Raw genomic sequence first — 20,438 nt, forward strand, 5'->3', positions numbered from 1 at the left:
CGGACACGGCGGCTGCGGCGCACCGCCCCTCGTCCCGGGCCGCCGTCGCGCAGCAGGCCTCGGGGCGAGGTGAGCGAAAACGGGTGCGCGCGGTTCGCTCCCCTACGCTGAAGGCGGCGCGGGGCTGTCGAGGGTGATCTTCTCTTGGGCCTGCGCACTTTCGTGTCCGACGCCTGGTCGTGGCTGAACTACAAGCCGATGATGACGGCCGGTGGCGGGCAGCCTCATCGGTCTCTTGCGCCCCAGATGCAGGCGACATGGGTTCCTCGTGAGGCTCTCCGCCGGCTGGCGGCGTACAAGATTCTTGCCGCGTACGACGCGAATCAGGCCGGGGAGCTGGCCGTCCTCACTGGCAACAACGCGGGCGCCGAGCGTCGCGAGTTTGGTGACGCCGCCGTGTTCGTGGACACCGCGCTCGCGCACCTGCTGGGCAAGTCTCAGCAGATCGTTGTGGCGGGCGCCGAGCATGCCGGGGCGGAGGAGCTCGACCCGCAGGCGCAGGCGGCGGCCGCCGTACAGCAGCTGTTGCGGGGCTGGGCGGAGAAGGAGCTGCTGCCGCTGCGGATGCAGGCCGCCGAGCGGAAGGCGGTGCTGCTCGGCGATGCGGTGTACCTGCTGGCCTGGGATCCGGACAAGGGCAGGGTGCGGCTGCGGACCTTCGACCCCGGCTTCTACTTCCCCGTGCTGGATGAGGACGCGGATCCGGGCGACTACCCGCGGCGGGTCCATCTGGCCTGGGAGATACCCGAGGACGCCGAGCGCGGAATCAAAGCGCGGATCCGGCGCATCACCTACGAGCTGGGCCCGATCACAGCGGCGACGCGCAGCACGACGCCGGACGCGGGACGTACAGGCCGGGACCTGGTGGCTGATGGCACTGGCGGGTGGCTGCTGGAGACCGGCGACGTGCTCCTCGCGGACGGCGGGGTTATCGAGCGGACCTACCCGTGGGCGGACCGGCCCTCCAGCACGACCTGCTATCTCACGGACGCGGAGTGGGCCCTCGATGACCTGCGCCACGGCCAGAGCCTCGATGACCTGCCCACGGACAAGGCCCGGTTCCGGACCCGTTCGGACGGGGAGGTCCTGCACCGCCTCGACCTGCGCCTGGACTTCCTGCCGATCATCCATATCAGCAACTCCGTGGCCGATGGCGAGCACTTCGGGCAGTCGTCGCTGGCCCCCGTCATGCAGGTGCTGGACGAGCTCGCGGAGACGGACACCGACTCGGCGCGCGCCTCGGCTACGACCGGTGCCCCGATCATCGGCCTGGCCGGCGCCCGCGCCGAGGTGGACCGCGTCACCGGCAGGCCCAAGCCGCTGTCGGTCGAGCCGGGCACCATCTTCCAGCTGGCCGACGGCGGGCGCATGGACGTCCTGGACACCTCCGGGCAGCTGGCAGAGCTCCGCGCCCGCGTGGAGGAAATCCGGGAGAGGGCAGCCGTCAACGCCCGTCTCCCCGCGGTGAGCCTGGGCACCGTTAACCCTTCTGACGTCCCCAGCGGGTATGCCCTCCAGCTGTCCCTGGGCCCGCTGGACTCCCTCGTCGACTCCATGCGCCTGGCCCGCGCGCACAAGTACGGGCTGCTGTTCAAGATGGTGCAGCGGCTCCACCAGGCCGGGCAGGCGGAAGGCTGGCCCGCGGGTGAAAACCTTCCGGTACGACTGGCCTTCGGGCCGCACACGCCTACGGACCGCAGTGCCGTCCTGGACGAAGTGGTGCGCGGTGTCGGAGCCGATGTCCTGAGTCTGGAGACCGGCGTACGGATGTTGCAGGATGCCGGCTACCCGATCGAGGACGCCCGTGAAGAGGTACAACGGATCACAGTGAGGCGAGTGGAGACAGCACCGGCCGGGATCCGTTCCGCCGAACCGGGTGAGGAGGAAGACGCTACCTCTCCGGAGGGAGCTTGAAGTCCGACTTCCGCTTCGTCTTGAACCGCTCCCTCTGGGCCTCTGCCGACTCGCGCATGTCCTCTTCAGAGACCTCCTGCCTGGCGCCTCCGCCCCACTGCGTCAGATAGGTGCCCTTCCCGCCGGGGACGTTGTCGATGTGGGAGATGAACAGGCAGTCGCCTGCGAATTCACCGAACTCAGGCCCCAGTACTTGGCCTTCCTTCGGGTCCCGCCCGGCGGCAAGCCGCCTACCGTCCTCGTCGTAGATGACACGCTCCTCCTGGGATGCAGCCGCCCGTACGCAGGGACCCGGGTGAGGACCCGGGGACTGTGTACTCGGCCTCTTGGAGGGCGGCCGTATACGCGGTGAACGGTGTGCGGTCCACCCACGGCTGCCACAGCCACAGGCCGCCACCCACCATGAGGACAGCTACCGCACCGGCAGCCAACCGTGTCTTCTTCGGCCGCCAGTCAACCGCCGTCGCTTTCTCCAGCGATACGCCGTCAATCTCTTCCAAGATGCCCCCACCTGGATAGTCGTGTTGATCATGCCAGGTGAGGGGATCGGAAGGCCGAGGGGCGTCACGCTGGCTTACGTAGACTCGGTGACGGCGCGGGGACGTCGAGGAGCTGCACGTCCTGATGTCCCGCACCCTGCCCACTCCCGGTGCCGTCCTCGGCTACCGCCGCGACGGCCGCCCCATCTTCCCGATCCTGGGCGCCTCGTCCGAAGATCCGTCCAACGCTCCAGTGAGGGTCTCTTTCGACCAGCAGCAGCTTCAGCAGCTGATGGCCCGCGAGAAGGACCAGGGGCAGCGTTCCGGGGCCCGCGCACTCGTCGAGAAGCTGGGCTTCACCTCGGCCAGCGAGCTGGAGCAGTTCGTCACCACGCAGCGCGAGGCTGAACAGGCGCAGCTCACCGAAGCCCAGCGTCGTGAGCAGGAGCTCGACGCCCGCGAGGCCGCAACCGTCCAGCGTGAAGCGGCGGCGAGCAGCCGTGAGCGGGACGCCGCACGTCGTGCCGCCCTCGCGGGACTCGGTGCGACAGGCGAGGACCTCAACGACGCCGTGGCCCTGCTCCGCGTCCCGGACGACGCGGACGACACCACCGTGGCCCAGGCCGCAAGCGATCTCCGCGACCGGCGCCCCGAACTGTTCACCACGGTCCCGAAGACCCCCGGAGCGATCCCGCCGGCGCCCGGCGGAGCACCCGCGTCCGTCCCTCCGCCCCGCCCGGGCAACCAGACCAGCAAGCCCGGTTCTGCCGGACTCGCGATGGCACGGCGGCGCGGCATCCTTCCCCCGGCCACCTAGCCGCACGCATCGCCAGCTGCACGCCGCGGGGACCACGCCCCGCTCTCTCCTCGTGGACCGCTCCACCAACTCCGGTGAGTGCGTGTCGCCTCCAGCACTACAGGAGACAGCGGCTTGATACAGCCGTACACGACCTCTGTGACCGTGACCGCTGACCGGGACTGGCTCGCCTCCCGCCACGGCACCGACTCCACCGAGACGATCACCATCGACCTGGCCAAGCTCACCAAGAGCACCCACTACTCCGAGCCGACCGCGACCGCCCCACACGGCTTCGTGCGCTCCGGTGTGCCCGTCGGCCGGATCACCGCCTCCGGCCTGTACGGCGCCTACGACCCGGCGGCCACCGACGGCCGCCAGGTCCTCGCCGGCCTCGTCTACGCGGAGGCCGCGTTCACCCCGGGCACCGTGAAGGTCCCGGCTGCGCTGTTCTGGCACGGCACGGTGAAGACGGCGAAGATCCCCGGCGGCATCGATCCGTCGAAGATCGCCGCGAACCCGGCGGGCGCGCAGATCCGCTTCCTGGCGGTGAGCTGATGAGCATCTCCGACCTCCTCAAGGGCGTGTCCGTCGCGGACCTCACCGTGTACGCACGCTCGATCCCCAACCCGGGTGACTTCCTCCTGACGCAGACCGTGTTCACGGAGACGCAGGTCCAGGACGTGAAGTGGCGGATCCGGAACTCGAAGCGGCGCGTCAACACTGCCTCCTACCGTGCGTACGACACGAGCGTCCCCTTCGCGAAGCGCCAGGCCGAGGCCACGCAGACCGAGGGCACCCTGCCCGCGCTCGGCCAGAAGCTCCTGGTGGGCGAGATGGAACAGCTCCTGCTCGACGCTGCGCGCGGCGCCGACGAGGACCGGCTTGTTGAGCTGCTCTATGACGACGTCGAACGGCACGTCGAAGCGATCCGCTCGCGCCTGGAGCTGGCCGCCGGTGACGTGCTCCTCGACGGCAAGTTCTCCCTCGCCGGCGAGAACGGGCTGACCGTCGAAGTCGACTATGGCGTCCCGGCGGCGAACATGCCGACCGCCCCGAAGCCGTGGTCCGATCCGACCTCCGACCCGCTCGCGGACGAGCTGCGCTGGATCGACTACCTGGACTCGATCGGCGCCCCGGCCCCGGAGATGGTCCTCACCTCCCGAAGGGCGTGGTCGCACCTCGCGGGGAACGGCTCCTATCGGGCCGCCTACCACGGCACCCCGACCGGCGCCCAGACGCCCACGTCGGTCCTGACCCCCGAGCAGGTCAACAGCGTGCGCGGTACGTACGGGCTGCCGCCGATCACCCTCTACAAGGCGCAGGTCTGGCAGGACGACGTGTCTAAGCGCGTACTGCCCGAGGACAAGTGGATTCTGCTTCCGCCGGATCGCGCCAAGTGGGGACAGACCCAGTACGGCACCACCGCCGAGTCCCTGGCCCTGTCCCGCGGCACTGGCGCGCAGATCGAACGGGAGGAGGCCCCGGGCATCATCATCACCCGCGGTGCTCAGGACGACCCCGTGCAGATCTGGACGAAGGGCGCTGCCGTCGCCATGCCGGTGCTGGCCGCCCCGGACTGCCACATCACTGCGACTGTCCTGTGAGCGCGGCCGTCCATGCCCTCGGGGTCCTGACCGCGACCGTGCACGTCGTTGACCCGATGCAGCGCGTACCGCTCGTGCTGACCGCCGGCACGGAGGTCACGGACCCGGAGATCGCCGAGCAGATCACCAACCCCAACTGTTGGGAGAACGACGAGCCACCGAAGGCGAAGCCCGCCCGTAAGGGCACGCCCTCAGCCTGACCGCCCCGGCGGGGAGGAGCACACCGCTCCTCCCCGCCTCCTACGTACCGAACAGGAGCTTCGTGCACACCGATGTCCTTCACTGGCTGGCGGCCCAGCTCGGCCCCGACGCAGATCCGGTCGATCTGGCCCAACGGTACGAGCGACTCGGATCAGCGCGTGCCGTTGCCGACGAGATGCTTCACGAGCGGATCGCCACGCTGCTCGCTGAGCCTCTGCGGGTAACCGTGAACGGCGTCGCGACCATCGATCACGCCTCGAACGTGGCCGCACTGGAGCGGCGCCTTGGCCAGCTCAGCTCACAGACCGCACCCGACGACGGACCTGTGGGGGCGCCGGAAATGATCCTGAGCGTCCCGCTCGTCGCGCGCCCCCGTCGCTGACGGACCACGGCGGTCCGGTCCGCCGGGACGGCGTAACGGGCAGAAGAGGAAACGGACAGGGCGTCCACGGCCCTCCGGGGTGAAAACGGCGGTGTCCCGCCCCCGAAGAGGGGCGGGACACTCGGGTCCGATAAGCACAGCAGCCAGCTTTGATTAATGGACGTGGCTCACGCTACGGCAGCGAACGGGACGGTCTACATCGCTGCTCCTCCGCGGAGCAGACGTTGTTGCTGGTCGTCCGCCTCTGTGTCGTCTGCTTGCAGGGAGGGTGATGCGGTGTTGGACGGCGGTAGCGTGTCGGATGACGGCCACGCGGAGATCAGGTAGGCCTCGGCTGATTCGAGGTTCGTGCCATCGGGTTCGAAATGGCGACCGCGTGCTTTGATCTCAACCTCGTACCAGCCAGGTCCTGCCTCACTCAGGAGCGAAAGGCTTTCGTGGGCTCCGTGGACGAGCGATTCGACGCGAAGGCCGCCCGTCGGTGCCCAAAGGCGAGCGCGGGCGTTTTCTTCCCAGCCGCCGTTGTCGACGTCACCTTGCTGGGGGATCGCGTCTACTTGGACGGTGACGTGTCCCGTGTTGATGCCGGTCAGGACAATGGCCCCTTGCGCCATGGGCACTAGCAGGCTTTGGGACCAGTCAGCTGTTTCGATGGGTACTTCACCGGCGTCGAGAATGCCGAAGGTGCCTTCGTTGACGAAGATCCGGGCTGAGACGGTCATGTGTTACTCCTCGCTCCGCGGCGGCACTCGGATACCGATGTGGAGCACGGTACTTGAGGACTCGTCTGCCAGTGGGGCTGCGGCGTCGCGCCGCCGCAGCCTCGTGCGGGCTGGTGTCCTTACCTGACTGCGACGCGGAAGGGGTCGTTCTCCAGGACCCGCTCGCGGCGGAAGAACTGGGTGTTCGTTCCGCCCTGTGAGTTGTTGTCGGCCACGGCGATCATGCAGACGCTGACCCCGCTCGGACCTGTGCCCGTGGGGACGCCTGTGAAGCCACAGCCGGTCTGGGTGCGGCGGGTACCTCCGACATTGAGGCCCTGGTGAGAAGTCGCGATGGGGTATTCATCGCATGACTTTCCCGGGATGCTCGGGGCACGGCCGCAGGCCTTTGTCCGGTTGCTGGCGATGATCGTGGCGTTCTCCGTCCGGGTGAGCGGGTTGGCGAAGGTCGCTCCGGGGAGTCCGGAAGCTTGGGCCTTGGTGACATGGGCTGCGAGTGCAGGGGTGTTGGCGCGCAGGTATACCAGCTCGGAGGCATACCAGGGCACCACGCAGCCGGCGCCGGGGCGCCCGGCTGTTGCGTTGTCGCACCGGACCTCGTTCATGGAGACGCTGGTGACGGCGGCGCTATAGGGAGCGTTGGTGAAGGTGAGGTACCAGGTGGTTCGGCACTTGCCGATGGCGCCTGAAGCCGTGGCGGTGGTGTCCCAGAACGACTCGCCTTGCTGCCACGAGTTGGCAGGAGAAAGCTTCTTCCTCGGGAAAGTTGCGCTCTCGCGGCTGCAGGAACCAGTCAGGGTGGCCTGGCCATCGATCGCGGCCTTCGGGGCGTCTCCCCAACCGCTGTACATGGACGTTTCGATCTGGTGGGCGTACCTGCCGAGACCGGTGGATGTGTAGTTGTACTGCATGACGATCAAGTTGGCCTGACCCGTGGTCGTCCTCTGGCCGTTGACGATGCGCTGGGTGGTGTATGTGACGGTTGTCCATATGCACGCCTGAGTGCGCGTGCCATACACGCGATTCTTGGCCTTGTCGCACCACTGCGGGGGTGTGATCGCCGACAGAGCCGTGGGGCCGCGGTTGAGCGCACTCGCAGGTACCGGAGTGCCCGGCTTCACCTCGATGCAGGTGCTGGCACCGCTTGCGTTCGGCTCTGAGCACTTCGCGCCGTCGGGAGCCGCCAGAGGCTGGGCCTCTGGCTTGCCGACGGGCTCGTTACCCAGACTTACCGGCTCTGGTACGGGGCGCGCCGTGCCTGCCGTTGCGGGGCGCTCGTTTGCTTCTGGCGTTTGTGCTGACGCCACACTCGTTGAGCCGACCAGGAGCACGATGGCAGCGGTTGCAAGGCGTAACGCGATGCGCCTTGCGCCGTGTTGCTTCACAGAGTTCCTCCACGTTCATTGCTTGTTCGGAGCGCCGACCCTAACTCCAGGTTTCCAACTGGCGTGCGAGAATTTCGCCTGCCGAGATGCTGAGGGAGCTGTTTCGGCATGGCGGTTCACCAGCGCGAATACGTCACCTCAAGCTGCGTGGGCGGTGATCACTTACAGGTAGCTCGCCATTCCGATTCATGATCACGTTCACGTGTCTGGGCAGCGTAGGACGCCACTCAGTGGGCTGCCGGTCCCTACCTCTTTCGTCGCTCGCGACCCTGACGTCTGCGCACTTACTGTGCTGAATATGAGCGATGTGGATCAGGCGCAACGTGTCCGAATTTCTGCCTCTCCGGGCGAGCCCGCCGTGATCGAGATCGACGGGCATGACGTGGCCTCGACTGTGGAGGCCTACCGGATCACGCAGACCGTGGACGAAGGTCCCGAGGTCACGCTGTATCTGACTCCGGGCTGGGAGGGGATGGCCTTCGACGGGCTGGCGGAGGTGATGGCCGAGCCGTCCGATCTGAGGCATGTCGTGATCGGCTTCCTCAATGCCGTGGACTCGCAGAAGCTCGACGAGGCCGTGCTGAATCGCGATGACCTTGATGGCCGGCCTGGTGAGCTGACCCGCGGAGTGCTGGCGCAGCTGAGGGAGTGGGCCCATCGTGCTTGATCAAACTGGGATTGCGCGCTTCGCGGAGCGGCATCTGATGCCGGACACGGTGAAGGTGACGCGTGATGTCGGTGAGCAGGTCCTCGACCCGAAGACCGGCCAGCTGATCGACGGGCCGCCGCTGGTGGTCTACGACGGGAACGCCGGGCTGTATCCGCAGCAGGAGAAGATCCGCAGTCGGGGCCGGGACGGGGCGTGGGTGAAGGAGATCCGGGCCGGGTACAAGCTGCTGCTGCCACTGTCGGCGCCGGAGCTGGAGGACCACGATGTGGTGTTGGTGGTTGTGGCCCGTGACCGGCAGGCCGAGGGTCGTACGTACGAGGTGACCACGCTGGGCGAGGTGTCGTCGTTCCCGGTTCTGCGGACCGTGTGGCTGGAGCAGCGTGACCGGGGTGCCCAGTGAGCCGGGGGAAGGGATCGTTCAACCATCCGGCGGCGCTCGCAGCCCTCTTCGATCAGAAAGGGCTCACCCTGCGCTCGGAGTCGGAGGCTGCGGCCCGGGTCAGCGCGGCTCTGCTGGTGGCATCGATCCGGCAGCGGGCGTCCGGCCGGCCGGGCCCGCGGGTGATCACCGGCAAGTACCGGGCTTCGTGGCAGTCCGAGGTCACAGCAGCAGGGCCGGTGTTCGTCGCGCAGATCGGCTCGAACGCGCCGCAGGCCCGGAGGCTGGAGTACGGGTTCGTCGGGACGGACAGCCTCGGCCGCCGGTACGCGCAGCCCCCGTTCTCTCACGTCGGGCCCGCCGTAGAGGCCTCCGGGCCGGTCGTCGCTCGGATCCTCGGTACTGCGGTGGAGCGTGCCCTGTGACCGATCTCGCCGCTGACATCGAGGAGGCCCTGACCGACGTCCTGGGTGGGCACGAACGCGGCATGCTGTCCCGGGCCGTGGTCGTCGCCGAGCTCCTGGACGCGGACGGCGAACGCACCCTCTCGATCATCACGACGCCCGGCGTCACGGAATGGGACGGGCTCGGCATGTGCCGGTACGGCGTGCTGTCCATCGAGGGGCCCGCAGCCTCCCACTTCACGGGAGGCTCCGAGTGATCGACAGGGCTCCGCTCACGGCCGCCGTGCGCACCATGCTGAGCACGGCAACCGGCAGGCCCTGCGGGGTCGGGGGGCTCCCGCTGGTGGACGGCCGACCGGCGCCGCTGCCGTACAGCGTGCTCTACCCCCTGGGCGGCCTGGTGGACGGCTCGCCGTTCACTGATGCCTCCGAGGACGCGTACCCCGCCTTTCAGGTGACGATCGTCGGCGTCCGCACCGATCAGGCCGAATGGCTGGCCGACCGGGTACGTCGCGCCTTCCTCCAGCGCACGCCGGCGGGCGACTGGGAGCAACCGGTCGCCGCCCCAGGCCTGAACGTGTGGGCTCGGGAGCTGCTCGTGGACGAAGGCGCCGACCCAGCTGGCGGAGACGTCGTGACGTACGTCCAGCGGTACAAGCTCGCCACGTCGGCATCGACATGATGCTGGCAGGCCCCAGGTTCGGAGGGCCGCCAGCATCCTGTGGGTCAGGACCGGTCGTGGAGGCGGACGATCTCCTCGTCCACCTCCTCGGCGGCGGCCGGCGTCTCGTCCGGGGCGACCCGCTCGGCGATCAACCGGCGGAGTCGAGTGATCCGGGGCCCCCAGAACTCGCAGATGAGCCCGGTCAGACGCTTCATGACGGGCGGGCCGACGATGAGCGCGCCAATCCCGATCAGGGTCGTTCCAAGGCGGTTCTCCGTGACCACGGACAGGGTCATGGTGATGGTCTGCACTGCGTCTCCATGTCGAGGATCGGGCGCGGCGGCGCCCGATCTGGAGATCAGGCAGCGAGCGCCCAGGGGTATGTGGGGGCATCGATGTGGAGAGCGGGTTGCGGCCCGCGCGGAACCTCGGGAGAAGCCATCCTGAGCAAGCCGCATGGCGACTTGTCGTGAGGAGGCGCGTGCGAGACGAACTCGTAGTTGTCGATCCCCAGAAGCCGGTCCAGGGCTCGTTGGATCTGTCGGCCTAGGCGGGCCAGCCGGCGGCCCAGCCGGGCGAGTTCGGCGTTCGACAGCTGTCGCAGGGTGCGAACCAGCTGCCCCTGGCCGACGCCGAATCCGTGCTGATGTAGATGCTCGTGCAGTGCCAGGCTGCCCGCTAGGCCCTGACTGTCCAGCGCACGACTTGAGGTTGCGGTGGCTGCCGGGCTCTGCGGACCACGAATGGTCCAACCCCGCCCTCGAAGATCACGAAGCCGGCGGTCAGTCAGCTCTGCCGCAACCGCACCACTACTGCGTTCCGTTGCAGCCAGCAGCCGAAGGGCATTGGTGCGCCGACCTGTGCCGGGTGGGCCGCTGACCACGAGCACCGGTTGCGTGGAGAGCCAGAGGGCGGCCCTGACGACGGGTGGCTGTTGTGCGTCTGCCCAATCCGGCTGAAGCCGGAGCGGAGCAGCACAGCCCTCAGCGGCCCTGATGGGCACTCCCTGGTCGGCGTGAGGGCCGTGATCGGTCACAAGGCGATTCTAGCGGTCCAGCTCCATCAACTCGGATCGGATCCGAGCATCTTTCGGACACCGGTAGGCTGATCAGATACGGCCAGCCGGTGACCCCCGGCAGGTCTCACCCTTACCGCGGAGGCCACTCGCGGACGCCCAACCCGATGAACGGGTGGGCCGGTTCCCCGACATCGTCGAGGGACGGGGCCTCCCTAATGTGCGGCTGCCGTCCCGGAATCGGACAGCAGACCCTTGCAGATCCAGAAGTATTCGCGGCGCGGCATCACGCGCATCCTGTGGCTTAAGGCCGTCAAAGACACTGGCAACCTACCTACTCGGGCGGAGCTGACCGCCGGCACCGACCTGACGGGCGCCATCGCGGCGATCGACGGCTGGTCGCTGTCGAACCAGGCGATCGAGACCCCGGACCTGGGCTCGACGTTCGAGTCGAAGATCCCCGGCACTGATCAGGCGGATGACTCGTCCCTCGGGTTCTACGAGGACAAGGTCGCCGACGAGATTGAGCAGCTCCTGACGAAGGACTCCACCGGCTGGGTGGTGATCCTCCGCAAGGGCGACATCCCCGCGAGCCGGTCCATGGATGTCTTCCCGGTGCGGATCGGCTCCCGGTCCCCGCAGTACTCCGTCGACAACGAGGCCGCCAAGTTCACGGTCGCGTTCTCGATCACGGAGAAGCCGCTCCAGGACGCGCCCGTGCCGCCTGCCACCCCGAAGACGCCGTAGCTCCTCTTCCCCGAACTCCCGGCCGACCCTGCCGCGTCCCTGCGCCCATCCCTTGTTGGCGTGCGCACGACGCAGGCCCGGCCGGGCACCTCCCCCTCACCTTGGAGACTCCCCTGATGTCCGGCACCACCACGCCCCCTGTCCCGCCCGAGCCTGCTGTTGCCCGTGATGCCCACTGGGCCAGCAAGCTCGCTCGTCTCCGTGCCCGACAGCTCCCGGAGCAGGTCCTCCAGTTGTGCGACGACGCGGCCACGCAGAAGCGTCTCGACCAGGCGAAGCTGAATCTGGCCCGTCTGCGCATGGCTGATGCGGAGACGGGCGGTGAGCAGACCGAACTTGAGGCGGCGCAGGCCGAGCTGGTCGCGGCGCAGGCCGCTTTCGACGAGGTGTCGGATCGTCTCGTGTTCAGGGCGCTGCCGCGTCCGGTCCTCGACGGGCTGATCCGGCAGAACCCTCCGACGGAGGACCAGGCGGAGAGCGGGGATGCCTGGAACCCCGAGAGCTTCCCGCCGGCGCTGGTGGCCGCTGCGCACATCGAGCGTGACGAGGACGGCCAGGTGGTGGAGGGCCTGACCGTGGAGGACGCGCAGGGCCTCCTGGACAGCTGGCCGATCGCGGAGGCTAACGCCCTCTTCGCTGCGGCCTGGCAGGCGCAGCAGATCAACCGGTCGACGGTCACGGAGCTGGGAAAAGGCTGATCGCTGACGGTCAGCTCCGGGCCGAGCTGGAGGTGTGCGACCGGTACCGGATCTCGCACTCCTTCTTCCTCGGTGCCGGGGATGGCCGCTGGTCGGAGAGCGACCGGGCGAAGGCGCTCGCCTACGAGGCGTACCGGCGGAGCGTGTGCGAGCAGTGCGGCACGCGGGGCGCGGAGTGGGATGAGGAAGCGGGCGGAGACCGGCACGCCTACGTAAGCACGACGGTCCGGTGCGTGGGCTGTGAGCTGATCGCCACGGAACAGCAGCAGGTACCGGACGGGCCGGACGGGTACGGCGTACGGATCGGGTTGATCTCCCGTGCTGCTGTCGAAGCGCAGGCCGGGGACCGTGCGGCGGGGAGCACTACGGTGGACTGAGTTGGACGTGCGGGCCGTTAGCGGCCCGCACGCACCGCTTGGGGGCGGTGGGGCGCACGAGGTAGGCGCGCGGGGAGTAAGGGCACCGGCCAGGTGTCGAGCTACACGCTCAGCGTGCAGATGCGCGCCGACGCGGCGCAACTGCTGTCCAGCATCCGGGGCGCCTCCGGCGCACTCCGGTCCCTCGGCCGCGATGTCGACTCGCTACACCGCACGCTCGGCCGTGTCGGCTCCGGCTCGGCGGGCCTGCGCGGGATCTCCACCGACGCTGACGGCGCCCGGCGTTCCCTTCGTCAGGTCGGCTCGGATGGCGACGCGTCGATGCGCCAGCTGCGGCGCGGTCTCATCGGCGCCCGGCAAGAAGCGCACCACCTGCGGAACCTGGTGGCCGGTGGCGGCTTCGTCGCCGGTCTCGCCGAGATTGCCCGCGAGGGCAACGAGTACCAGCGCGCCATCCAGAAGTGGGGCGCGGTCACGAGCGCCTCCGGCCAGGAGATGGTCATGGCGGCCGCCAAGGCCCGTGAACTTGGCGCCGACCTGAAGATCCCGGGCACGTCGGCTTCCAAGGCCGCGGCCGCCATGCTCGAACTCGCGAAGGCGGGCCAGACGAGCACCTCATCCATCGCGAACGCGCGGGCTGCGATGCAGCTCGCGGCGGCCGACAACCTTTCGGCGGCCGACGCCGCCCGGTATCTCGGGGACGTGATGGACCAGTTCGGGCTGAGCTCGAACAATGCGGGCCGGGCCGCCGACGTCCTCGCGGCCGGCGCGAACGCGGCCTCCGGTGGCCTCCAGGACATCTACTACGCGATGTCCTACACGGGCCCGGTCGCCGCCCAACTGGGCATTTCTCTGGAGGACACAGCGGCATCCGTAGCGATGCTGGCCCGGTCGGGCATCCTCGGCTCCAAAGCAGGAACGTCGCTGCGGGGCATCTTCACGAACCTGGCCGCGCCGACGAAGCGGATGAAGGAAGGCCTCGCCGAGCTCGGCATCGAGGCGTGGGACACGCAGGGCAACTTCAAGGGCCTGCGAACCGTCGTCGAAGGCTTCGAGAAGGCACAGCACCGCCTGAGTCAGCAGGACTTCACAGCCTCCCTGTCGAAGGTCGTCGGTAAGCCTGCGCTCGCCGGGGCGATGGCCCTCGCGCATCAGGGCGTCGAAAGCTTCGACCAGATGCGGACGGCAATCGGCCGTACCGGTGCGGCCGGTGAGATCGCCGCCTCCCAGACGAAGGGCCTCGCCGGTGCCCTCAACCAGCTGAAGAGTCAGGCGAAGAACTCCGGGCAGGTCCTGTATACGGCGGCCGCACCCGGCCTGGAGAAGCTCACCCGCCTCACCACGAAGATGCTGAGCGCCGGAACCCCGGCAGTGGCCGGGGCCCTGGACTACCTCCACGACCTCTACACCCTGGCGAAGCCGTCCGCGTCGGCCGCCGCAGCCAAGGGACTGGGCGAGCTGTGGGATGCCGTCAGCAGCCTCGGCGGCCCAGCGAAGGACCTCGCGTTCGATGTCGCCGCCGCAGGACTAAACGTTCTGGTCAACGTCGGCCGGGCTGGCGTCGACATCTTCAACAACCTAGTGGACGCGGCCCGGCCCGTCGCGGACGCCCTGGCCGAAGTCACCGATGAGAGCGGGGCCGGTGCGACGGCTCTGGACATCATCGTCACCGCGTTCAACCTGGCGAGCACTGCCGCCTCCGGCCTGTCCGGGGCCCTGGTGCCTATCGGTGCGGCGGTGGGCTGGCTGGTGCGCGGGTTCTCCGCGCTGCCGGGCCCCGTACAGACCGCGATCGTCGCCATGATGCTGGCCCGCCGTGTCGCACCGATGATGCAGAGCCTCGGCCAGACGGTCTCGGGCCCGGTCGTCGGCGCCTACCGGTCGTGGGGCGACCAGATGCGCGTGCAGGCCAGCCTGGCCGCCGCGCAAGGGCAGTCCGTGGGCCGGATCGGACAGGCACTCGCCGTCCTCCAGACCCGTATCCCGATCGTCGGGCAGATGTCGGCCGCGTTCCGGTCCGCAGAGGGACCGGCCTCCGGCCTGGCGCGCTCGATCGGTGTCGGTCTCGGTGGGGCCGCCCGCGGCCTGATGGGTGCGCTCGGCGGGCCGTGGGGCGTAGCGATTGCCGCCGCTGGTGTTGGCCTGTCGATGCTGGCCTCCCACCAACAGAAGGCGGCGCAGGCGGCAGCCGAACACCAGTCCCGCATCAGCAGCCTCTCGCAGGCCCTGCGCGACTCCAACGGTGCGATCACCGAGAGCGTGCGCGGCGCGGCAGCTCAGGCCGTGATGGACGCGAAGGTCTTCGACGGGAAAGCCCGCCTGGTCGACGTGATGTCGAAGGCGGGGGTGAACACCCGCCAGCTCACCGACGCCTACCTCGGGCAGGACGGCGGCCTCAACGCCCTCCAGAAGCGGCTGAAGGAAACTGCGGACGCCAGCCGGGAAATGATCGTCACCAACGGTGGCGCCGCCATGACCTACACGACCCAGGGTTTCGCCTACGCGAAGGCAGCCGACGCGATCGGCTCAGTCAAGGGCGAGATGTCCCAGGCCGTGAAGGACGCGAAGGACCTTGCCGACGCCACCGGGTCCGGTGCGAAGTCGGCGGCCGACTCTGTCGGCCCGTTCGGGAAGTTCTCCGACGCGATGCGCCGCCTGTCGGACTCCACAGCTGATGCGGACACCCGTGCCCGTGCGCTGCACGACGCGCTGAACATCCTCGCCGGCGGGTCGGTGAACCTGTCGGCGGCCGAGGCCCGGCTGAACCGGCAGATCTCCGACGCGAACGAGGCGTTCAAGGGCGGCGTGGACCATGCGCAGGGGTACGGCAAGGTCCTGCTGAACATGGACGGGTCTCTGTCCACGGTCACCCGCAACGGTCAGAAGCTTTTCGATGTCCTGCAAGGACTGTCCACGAACAGTGCGGACGCCGCCTTGGCCGCCTACCAGTTCGCGGAGGCCAACGGGAAGACCGTCCCGGAGGCGTTGCAAGCGGCGCAGAAGCAGATGCAATCCGCCCGCGAGTCCGCGATCTCTACCGCTGAGGGCTTCGGGCTGACCGCAGAGCAGGCGGGGAGGCTGGCCGATGCGGCGGGCCTGGTGCCAGAGCAGGTGTCGATCCTCCTCCAGACCGCCGGCATGGATGCGTCGATGTCCGAGCTGATCGCCGTGCAGCAGGCGCTGAAGGCGACACCAGACCACAAGACGGTGACGATCGCGACGCTCTCGAACGAGGCTCGTGAGGACCTGAAGAAGCTCGGGTTCTCCATCACCGACCTGAAGGACCGGCGGGTGCAGGTGACCGCGCCCACGGACTTGGCGCGCACCGACCTGGACGCGCTGATCGCGAAGATCAGTCAGACCCCCGGCGCGAAGCACGTCGCCGTGTCCTCATCGACGGCGGAAACGATCGCGAGCCTGGAGAACGTCAAGACGGCGATCGCAGGCGTTCCCGGCGGCAAGTCCATCGTCATGAGCGCGCCGACGGAGACAGCACGGCAGGAGCTGGTGAACCTCGGGTTCTCCATCGATGCGGTGCCGGGCAGCAAGAACGTGTCGGTGACCGTGCCGACGGGGTCGGCGACGAGCGGGGCCGCCACCATCCAGGGCGCCATCAACTCGATCTACGGGCGCACCGTGACGGTGACCACCGTCCACAACGACATCTTCCGGACGTCGCAGGAGCGTGGCCCGGGCCCGTGGGCCGATGGCTACCGCTTCGCGAGCGGCGGCATCCTCACGTACGCGTCGGGCGGCGTCCGGGAGAACCACGTCGCACAGATCGCGCGCGGCGGCGAATGGCGGGTGTGGGCGGAAGACGAAACCCAAGGTGAGGCGTACATCCCCTTCGCGTCGGGCAAGCGGGCCCGGTCCAAGTCGATCCTGGACCAGGTGGCGCGCCGCTTCGGCGGCGAGGTCACCTACAACGCGTCCGGTGGGCTGTCCGACTGGTCCTACCAGGCGCTCGGCGGCTCCGGGTTCTCCGTCAGCGATGTCGTCTCCAAGTCGAAGAAGAAGCAGGGCGACAAGGAAGTCTTCGACCTCGGCCTGTTCGAGTCGAACCTGCGCAGTTCGGTATCCACGGCGCAGTCCTGGCGGTCCAACCTGACCACCGTCGCCCAGCGTGCCGGCACGGATGTGGCCAAGGCGTTGGAGGACATGGGGGACGACGGCGTTGAGCTGACGCGGAAGATGGCCACCGGGTCGACGCGCTACGTGCAGGACATGGCGGACCAGCTGAAGAAGCTTTCCGCGACCGCGCGGGCCAGCTTGGCCGACTACACGGCGCAGCTCCAGAACGCGGTGAAGGACAACACCGCGTTCCAGAGCGCGCTGACGCAGCTGGCGACGAGCGGGTTCGGTGCGCTCGCGGAGCGCCTGGCGAAGCAGAACGACGGGAGCGCGGAGACCCTCGCCCAGGAGGCGGTTCGGGACCGGGGCAAGGCGGAGAAGGCGAACGCTGCTGCGGAGGCGGCGGGTAAGTCCCTCGACGGGGAGCAGCTGACCGACCTGGTGAAGCTGATCGGCGCGCTCAGCGCCGGCCGCGGTATCCACGACGTCGCGGACCAGACGGGGCTGGGCGAGGACCGGCTGATCGAGGTCGCCAACCTTGCGGCTTCCCAGCTGCGGGGTACCGGCGCGCGGGGTGAGCGGTTCCTCGCGGACCTGGTGAAGGCGAACCGTGGGCTGGCCTACGCGAACGGCGGTATCTGGGAGCCGGGCGTGTACGGCGGCGCCGGGGCCACCAAGGGCCTGATCAAGTTTGCTGAGCCCGAAACCCGAGGCGAGTCGTACATCCCGCACTCGGCGGCGAAGCGCGGCAGAGCCACGGCCGTACTCGGAGCGACAGCAGGAAAGTTCGGGTACGGGCTGGTGCCCCGCAAGCTCGTGGATGCCGGGAGTGGCCATGCGCAGGTCGTGGTGGTGCAGCAGTCCCCCGCGATCGGCACGCAGACCATCAACGTGTCGAACAGCCCGGCCTCCGCGAACGACATCGCCGCGTCCATGGCCTACCAACTGCGCCGGGCGCAGCGCGGAGGTCTGCGATGACCATCGTGCTGAAGGACTTCCAGGTGGAGCTGGGCGGCGTCACCATCGGGCACGGCACACGGGTGCCGATCGCAGAGATCGAGGGCCTGGGCCGTGCCCCGGTGCGCGGGGACGTCGTGCCCCGCCCGGGTGCGGACGGGGCGTGGGCGGGCACCGACTGGTACGAGGCCCGGACGATCCGTATCGACTGCGGCATCCGGACGCCCGGGGATCCGGCGGCCGGGGTGGAGATACTCTCCGACCTGCAAGAACTCGCTGACGCACCTGAGGCGCGTACGGCTCCGGGCGCAGTGATGCCTCTGCGCATCCAGTGGCCCGGCCGCCAGACGCGTGTCCTGTTCGGACGGCTGCGGCGGGTCGATCCGTCGTGGGAGAACGCCGCCGTCGGTTGGATACCCCTGGACATCGAGTTCGTCGCTGTCGACCCCCGCTTCTACGCGGACACCACGTCCGCGCTGACGCTGTCGCTGTCCGCGAAGGGCCTCGGCGGGCTGAAGGCCCCCCTGGTCGCCCCCTTGAACACGGGCGTCTCACTCCCCGACGAGCGACGCGGCTGGGTCCGTAACGACGGCACCCTCCCGGCCTGGCCGACCCTGCGGATCACCGGTCCGTGCATCGACCCCCGCATCTACATGCCGAAGACGGGCCAGCTCCTCCAGCTGTCCGTGTCGCTGACCACCGGCGAGTACATCGAGATCGAGACCCGGCCCGGGACTCGGTGGGCGCTGCGCAACGGCGCCGAGAACGTGGCCACCGGCATGTCGACGGACTCCCGGCTGGACCGCTTCCAGATCCCGGTGGGGTCCACCGAGCTGTGGTGGACCGCCCGCGGCTACTCATCCGCCTCCCGCCTGTCGGTGACCTGGCGGGCCGCCTTCAAATCCCTGTAACCCTCCTCTTCAAGGACTCCGCGCTCATGACGCTGATCAACCCTCCTCTCCTCGTCCACGGCGGCACCCACGCGGCCAGGGCCTTCCGCATGATGGTGCGGGACCTGAGCCACGGCGCTCAGGGCATCACGGAGTCGGACGACCTCAAGGTCACCCAGCTCGCCACGCCCGGCATCGGTGTTCGGGTCGGGGACGGCTCTGCGGTCATCCGCGGAGCCATGGCGTGGGGACAGGGCAGCTACACGCAGTACAACGTCGGCTTTCACAGCGTGCCGGTCGCCCCGACCGGGGTGTCCGCCCGTTCGGACCTGCTAGTGCTGCGTGTCGAGGACCCCGAATACGAGGGTGTTCGCAACCCGGAGAAGGACGACATCGGGTACTTCCACGTGATCCCCAATGTGACGGCGAACACCGTGAAGCCGCCCGCCGGGATGACGGCTGTCGCCCTCGCCCGGATCGACCTTCCGGCGAACGCCCGCGTCGTGACCGATTCGATGATCAAGGATGTGCGGACCATCGCGAACCCGAGGCGGGAACGGCAGCTGCACACTGCCTCGCCGGGAGAGGATCAGAACTGGGCGGGGAACAAGGGCAGCTGGGCCGACTGGCCGCTGGCCTCCCGCTTCGATGTCCGCGTGCCTGTGTGGGCGCGCCGGGCCCGCATCGTCATGACGGTCTCCGGGCTCCAGGTCATGGGGAGTATCTGGGGTTCCACCGCCTTCCGGCTCGGTGGCGTGCAGGGTCAGTCGATCCAGATCGACGACGGCAGCACGAAGGGCGACGGGTCTGTCCGTATCAACGCGATCTCGGCGGACACCATCGACGTCCCGGCCGAAATGCGGGGCACCACGCAGCGTCTCCAGGGGCTGGTGTTCCTCACGAAGGACAACGCGGGCTCCCTGCAGGCCGACGTCGTGACGACGGTCATCGCGGACATCGAGTTCGAGGAGGGCATCTGACCATGCCCGACTACCGCTACCGCGTCCACGACGCCTTGACCGGCGACGTCGTCGTTCCGGATCTTCCACTGTCCGATGTCGAGTTCGGGCCTGGTCTTTCGGAGCCCGGCGACCTGTCGGGGGAGGTCCCCGTGCCGTTCCGGCACCTGGTGGGCTCCACGATCAGCCCCGCGAACACCGTGCTGGTGGTGGAGCGGGACGACACCGTGCTGTGGGGCGGTCTGATCTGGCGGGCCGAGCCGGAAGGCGACAAGTTCCCGATCGAGGCGGGCGGCTGGGGCTCCTACCTTCAGCGCCGGCACGACGTCCACGGGCAGCTCGACGGGCGCGGCCCGTACGTCCACGCGGACGCCTGCCAGGTGATCCGCGATGTGTGGGCGTACGCACAAGCCCAGCCCGACGGCAATCTCAACGTGGCAGTCGACGGGGCGCCGAGCCGGACCAAGGTGGGTACGCCTGCCGAGCCGTACAAGGTCGAGTGGTGGGAATCCCCCGTTCTCGGCGACATCGTCGACGACATGACGAAGGTCGAGGGCGGCCCGGAGTGGACCGAGGACACGGTCTATTCGGACTACTCGGCCGGTCGGCCGTCTGGGCAGATACGTCTCGGGTGGCCGCGTCTGGGGACCCGCCGCGGCGACATCATGTTCGCCTCCGGCGTCAACATCGTCGGAGACGCTCCGGTGACGTACGACGGGGACGCGTACGCGCAGGTCGTCATCGCGCTCGGGGCCGGCGAAGGGCGGGGGCGTCGGCGTGCCGTCGACGCTGTCCGGAACGGGCGTCTGCGTATGGAGCGGGTCCTTGAGGTGGCCGGGGAGAAGGGCAACGACCGTTTGGCGGCCCGGGCCCGCCGTGAGCGCATCGCCCGGCAGGTTCTCGGAGAGGTCAGCGAGATCCACGTCATCGACCATCCGTCGGCGCCGGTCGGATCGTGGCAGGTCGGTGATGACGTGCGGGTCCGTATCCACGGCCAGTGGGCTAACTGGGTCGGCTGGTGCCGGATCACCGGCTGGCGGATCCGTCCTCCTCAGGGCGACGACGGGGAGCGGGTCACGCTGTCACTGGCCCGGGCCGACCGATTCGTCTACGGGGGCTGA

Annotated in this window: 21 protein-coding genes; 18 read left to right on the top strand and 3 right to left on the bottom strand. The window is 68.9% G+C overall.

The window, feature by feature from the left end:
- Positions 1 to 144: 144 nt before the first annotated feature.
- The 6 genes from OTB20_RS25340 (at position 145) to OTB20_RS25365 (ending at position 5,379) form a co-directional block, all read left to right on the top strand.
- The gene (locus OTB20_RS25340) at positions 145 to 1,914 is read left to right on the top strand and encodes a hypothetical protein (protein WP_267759013.1); all 1,770 of its coding nucleotides are present in this window, start codon (positions 145 to 147) and stop codon (positions 1,912 to 1,914) included.
- A gap of 624 nt (positions 1,915 to 2,538) precedes the next feature.
- Positions 2,539 to 3,210 (top strand): hypothetical protein, encoded by a 672-nt coding sequence (locus OTB20_RS25345; RefSeq protein WP_267759011.1) that lies wholly within the window; start codon positions 2,539 to 2,541, stop codon positions 3,208 to 3,210.
- Between the two features lie 138 nt (positions 3,211 to 3,348).
- Positions 3,349 to 3,747, top strand: a complete 399-nt coding sequence (locus OTB20_RS25350) for a head decoration protein (protein WP_267759009.1) — start codon at positions 3,349 to 3,351, stop codon at positions 3,745 to 3,747.
- Complete coding sequence (locus OTB20_RS25355) at positions 3,747 to 4,796, top strand: major capsid protein (RefSeq protein WP_267820844.1); 1,050 nt, start codon at positions 3,747 to 3,749, stop codon at positions 4,794 to 4,796. Before OTB20_RS25350 ends, OTB20_RS25355 begins: the two co-directional genes overlap by 1 nt.
- On the top strand, positions 4,793 to 4,996 hold the full coding sequence (locus OTB20_RS25360; protein WP_267759006.1) for a hypothetical protein: 204 nt from the start codon (positions 4,793 to 4,795) through the stop codon (positions 4,994 to 4,996). Before OTB20_RS25355 ends, OTB20_RS25360 begins: the two co-directional genes overlap by 4 nt.
- A 62-nt stretch (positions 4,997 to 5,058) precedes the next feature.
- Positions 5,059 to 5,379 carry a hypothetical protein gene (locus OTB20_RS25365; protein ID WP_267759004.1) on the top strand — a complete coding sequence of 107 codons (321 nt, stop codon included), beginning with the start codon at positions 5,059 to 5,061 and terminating at the stop codon, positions 5,377 to 5,379.
- Between the two features lie 194 nt (positions 5,380 to 5,573).
- On the opposite strand, the gene OTB20_RS25370 is transcribed toward OTB20_RS25365, so the two are convergent.
- Both OTB20_RS25370 and OTB20_RS25375 read right to left on the bottom strand, forming a co-directional pair.
- On the bottom strand, positions 5,574 to 6,101 hold the full coding sequence (locus OTB20_RS25370; protein ID WP_267759002.1) for a hypothetical protein: 528 nt from the start codon (positions 6,099 to 6,101) through the stop codon (positions 5,574 to 5,576).
- A gap of 119 nt (positions 6,102 to 6,220) precedes the next feature.
- Complete coding sequence (locus OTB20_RS25375; RefSeq protein ID WP_267759000.1) at positions 6,221 to 7,486, bottom strand: NucA/NucB deoxyribonuclease domain-containing protein; 1,266 nt, start codon at positions 7,484 to 7,486, stop codon at positions 6,221 to 6,223.
- A gap of 298 nt (positions 7,487 to 7,784) precedes the next feature.
- Between OTB20_RS25375 and OTB20_RS25380 the strand changes: the two genes are divergently transcribed.
- Genes OTB20_RS25380 through OTB20_RS25400 form a run of 5 tightly spaced genes read left to right on the top strand, consistent with a single transcriptional unit; the run spans position 7,785 to position 9,621 of the window.
- Positions 7,785 to 8,153, top strand: coding sequence for a hypothetical protein (locus OTB20_RS25380; protein WP_267758998.1), 369 nt, complete (start codon positions 7,785 to 7,787; stop codon positions 8,151 to 8,153).
- The gene (locus OTB20_RS25385) at positions 8,146 to 8,556 is read left to right on the top strand and encodes a DUF6093 family protein (RefSeq protein WP_267758995.1); all 411 of its coding nucleotides are present in this window, start codon (positions 8,146 to 8,148) and stop codon (positions 8,554 to 8,556) included. Before OTB20_RS25380 ends, OTB20_RS25385 begins: the two co-directional genes overlap by 8 nt.
- On the top strand, positions 8,553 to 8,960 hold the full coding sequence (locus OTB20_RS25390; protein WP_267758993.1) for an HK97 gp10 family phage protein: 408 nt from the start codon (positions 8,553 to 8,555) through the stop codon (positions 8,958 to 8,960). The genes OTB20_RS25385 and OTB20_RS25390 overlap by 4 nt, the downstream gene beginning before the upstream one ends.
- On the top strand, positions 8,957 to 9,196 hold the full coding sequence (locus OTB20_RS25395; RefSeq protein WP_267758991.1) for a hypothetical protein: 240 nt from the start codon (positions 8,957 to 8,959) through the stop codon (positions 9,194 to 9,196). Before OTB20_RS25390 ends, OTB20_RS25395 begins: the two co-directional genes overlap by 4 nt.
- A complete protein-coding gene (locus OTB20_RS25400) occupies positions 9,193 to 9,621 on the top strand; it encodes a hypothetical protein (RefSeq protein ID WP_267758989.1) in 429 nt (142 codons plus the stop codon). The genes OTB20_RS25395 and OTB20_RS25400 overlap by 4 nt, the downstream gene beginning before the upstream one ends.
- A gap of 44 nt (positions 9,622 to 9,665) precedes the next feature.
- Here OTB20_RS25400 and OTB20_RS25405 read toward each other — a convergent pair whose 3' ends face one another.
- Positions 9,666 to 9,914 carry a hypothetical protein gene (locus OTB20_RS25405; protein ID WP_267758987.1) on the bottom strand — a complete coding sequence of 83 codons (249 nt, stop codon included), beginning with the start codon at positions 9,912 to 9,914 and terminating at the stop codon, positions 9,666 to 9,668.
- Between the two features lie 959 nt (positions 9,915 to 10,873).
- On the opposite strand from OTB20_RS25405, the gene OTB20_RS25410 reads away from it, so the two are divergent.
- From OTB20_RS25410 to OTB20_RS25440, 7 genes are all read left to right on the top strand, one after another.
- Positions 10,874 to 11,365, top strand: coding sequence for a hypothetical protein (locus OTB20_RS25410; protein ID WP_267759989.1), 492 nt, complete (start codon positions 10,874 to 10,876; stop codon positions 11,363 to 11,365).
- Positions 11,366 to 11,481: 116 nt separating this feature from the next.
- Complete coding sequence (locus OTB20_RS25415) at positions 11,482 to 12,063, top strand: hypothetical protein (RefSeq protein WP_267820845.1); 582 nt, start codon at positions 11,482 to 11,484, stop codon at positions 12,061 to 12,063.
- Positions 12,064 to 12,095: 32 nt separating this feature from the next.
- A complete protein-coding gene (locus OTB20_RS25420) occupies positions 12,096 to 12,440 on the top strand; it encodes a hypothetical protein (RefSeq protein WP_267759986.1) in 345 nt (114 codons plus the stop codon).
- Between the two features lie 93 nt (positions 12,441 to 12,533).
- Complete coding sequence (locus OTB20_RS25425) at positions 12,534 to 17,489, top strand: phage tail tape measure protein (protein ID WP_267759984.1); 4,956 nt, start codon at positions 12,534 to 12,536, stop codon at positions 17,487 to 17,489.
- A complete protein-coding gene (locus tag OTB20_RS25430; RefSeq protein ID WP_267759982.1) occupies positions 17,486 to 18,379 on the top strand; it encodes a hypothetical protein in 894 nt (297 codons plus the stop codon). Before OTB20_RS25425 ends, OTB20_RS25430 begins: the two co-directional genes overlap by 4 nt.
- A 26-nt stretch (positions 18,380 to 18,405) precedes the next feature.
- On the top strand, positions 18,406 to 19,338 hold the full coding sequence (locus tag OTB20_RS25435) for a hypothetical protein (RefSeq protein WP_267759980.1): 933 nt from the start codon (positions 18,406 to 18,408) through the stop codon (positions 19,336 to 19,338).
- Between the two features lie 2 nt (positions 19,339 to 19,340).
- Complete coding sequence (locus tag OTB20_RS25440) at positions 19,341 to 20,438, top strand: hypothetical protein (protein ID WP_267759979.1); 1,098 nt, start codon at positions 19,341 to 19,343, stop codon at positions 20,436 to 20,438.

The organism is Streptomyces sp. H27-H1 (genome assembly GCF_026627445.1).
Lineage (GTDB): Bacteria > Actinomycetota > Actinomycetes > Streptomycetales > Streptomycetaceae > Streptomyces.